The organism is uncultured Rikenella sp., from assembly GCF_910579375.1.
GTDB lineage: Bacteria > Bacteroidota > Bacteroidia > Bacteroidales > Rikenellaceae > Rikenella.
Genome location: NZ_CAJTUJ010000224.1, coordinates 1 through 1883 on the forward strand (window position 1 = coordinate 1; position 1883 = coordinate 1883).

General features: G+C 60.4%; 1 protein-coding gene and 1 pseudogene. Both read left to right on the top strand.

All coding sequences use genetic code 11. The features are described 5' to 3' along the window. Window positions 1-176 precede the first annotated feature (176 nt). Window positions 177-1529: a signal recognition particle protein gene (ffh, locus tag QZ302_RS09890; RefSeq protein ID WP_294594934.1), complete on the top strand. Its 1353-nt coding sequence runs from the start codon at window positions 177-179 to the stop codon at window positions 1527-1529. 149 nt (window positions 1530-1678) lie between these two features. Further along, window positions 1679-1883, top strand: a pseudogene (locus QZ302_RS09895) (hypothetical protein); the annotation flags it as partial.

A 1883-nucleotide genomic window follows, 5' to 3' on the forward strand; every position in this document is an offset into this window, starting at 1 on the left:
CCCTGACCGTCATACCCGAAAGAGCCGCCGCCGGCCTTCCACCCCTCGTTGCCGACCTCATCCGCCGCCACCCGTAAAGACCCCCCTTAGTCCGCCGTTCCGAGAGAAATTTGTACCTTTGTCCCAGTGCCCGCCCCGCGCAGGCCGTAACCCACGAAAAGCACCTATAATCACCTATGTTCGAGAATCTTAGCGACCGTTTAGAGCGCTCCTTCAAGATCCTGAAAGGCCAGGGCCGCATCACCGAGATCAACATCGCCGAATCCCTCAAAGAGATTCGTCGCGCCCTGATCGAAGCCGACGTCAATTACAAAGTCGCCAAGACCTTCACCGACCAGGTCAAACAGAAAGCCATCGGTCAGGAAGTCATCAAATCCGTGAACCCCAGCCAGATGATCGTCAAGATCGTCCACGACGAACTCGCCGCCCTGATGGGCGGCACCGCCGTCGGGATCAACCTGCGCGACACCCCCTCCGTCATCCTCGTGAGCGGGCTCCAAGGCTCCGGTAAGACCACCTTCAGCGGCAAACTCGCCCTCCACCTGAAGAAGAAAGGGCGCGGCGTTCTGCTGATCGGCGGCGACATCTACCGCCCCGCCGCCATCGACCAGCTGAAAGTCCTCGGCCAGCAGATCGGCGTCGAAGTCTACTCCGAACCCGACAACAAGACCGACGCCGTCGCCCTCGTCCAGAACGGCATCCGCTACGCCAAGAGCCAGGGCGGCACCTTCAACACCATTATTATAGACACCGCCGGGCGCCTCGCCATCGACGAACAGATGATGCGCGAGATCACCGCCATCAAAGCCGCCGTGAAGCCCTCCGAGACCCTGTTCGTCGTCGACTCCATGACCGGCCAGGACGCAGTCAATACAGCGAAAGAGTTTAACGACCGTCTGGACTTCGACGGCGTCGTGCTCACCAAGCTCGACGGCGACACCCGCGGCGGGGCAGCCATCTCGATCCGCTCCGTCGTCGACAAGCCCCTGAAATTCGTCAGCACCGGCGAAAAGATGGACGCCCTCGACGTCTTCCACCCCGAACGGATGGCCGACCGGATCCTCGGAATGGGCGACATCGTCTCGCTCGTCGAACGCGCCCAGGAACAGTTCGACGAAGAAGAGGCCCGAAAGCTCCAGAAAAAGCTCGCCCGCGACCAGTTTACCATGCAGGACTTCCTGAACCAGATCCAGCAGATCAAAAAGATGGGGAACATCAAGGATCTGGCCTCGATGATTCCCGGCGTGGGGAAAGCCCTGAAAGACATAGACATGGACAACAGCGTCTTCAAACAGACCGAAGCCATCATCCAGTCGATGACCCCGGCCGAACGCGAGAACCCCTCCTTGTTGAACGGCGTCCGGAAATCTCGGATCGCCCGCGGGAGCGGGACAGATGTCGCCGCCATCAACCGCCTGTTGAAGCAGTTCGACCAAACCCGTAAGATGATGAAGATGGTCGCCGGCGGAGGAGGTGCGATGGCTCGGATGGCCGGTGCCGCCGCCATGATGCGCCGCGGCAGGCGGTAAAGTTTCGCAGCAAGGTTTTGCGATACCCCACCGCCCGACACCACTCATTTTGCACATATTTTCAGTCGGTACACACCGACGTCGAAAAATCCCCCTCTCGATTCCGTCAGGTCTCGGAGGGGATATTTTTTGCCCGAAAACGCAACGCCGTGCGCTCTGCCCCGGGCTACCGCGACTTCGGCCGCGGCGGCGGCGAGGGCATAGCAAGGAACATCGGCAACAGCGGGTTCAGCTGGTCGTCCACGTCCTACGATTCGGACGACCACTACCCTGGCATGTACTTGAACTTCAGCGTGACGTACCTCAATCCCAGCCACGCGAGCAACCGCGCCTACGGTTTTCAGTTGCGTTGCC

Coding starts and splice junctions, on each gene's coding strand:
- ffh (WP_294594934.1), top strand. CDS start 177: ATGTTCGAGAATCTTAGCGACCGTTTAGAGCGCTCCTTCAAGATCCTG.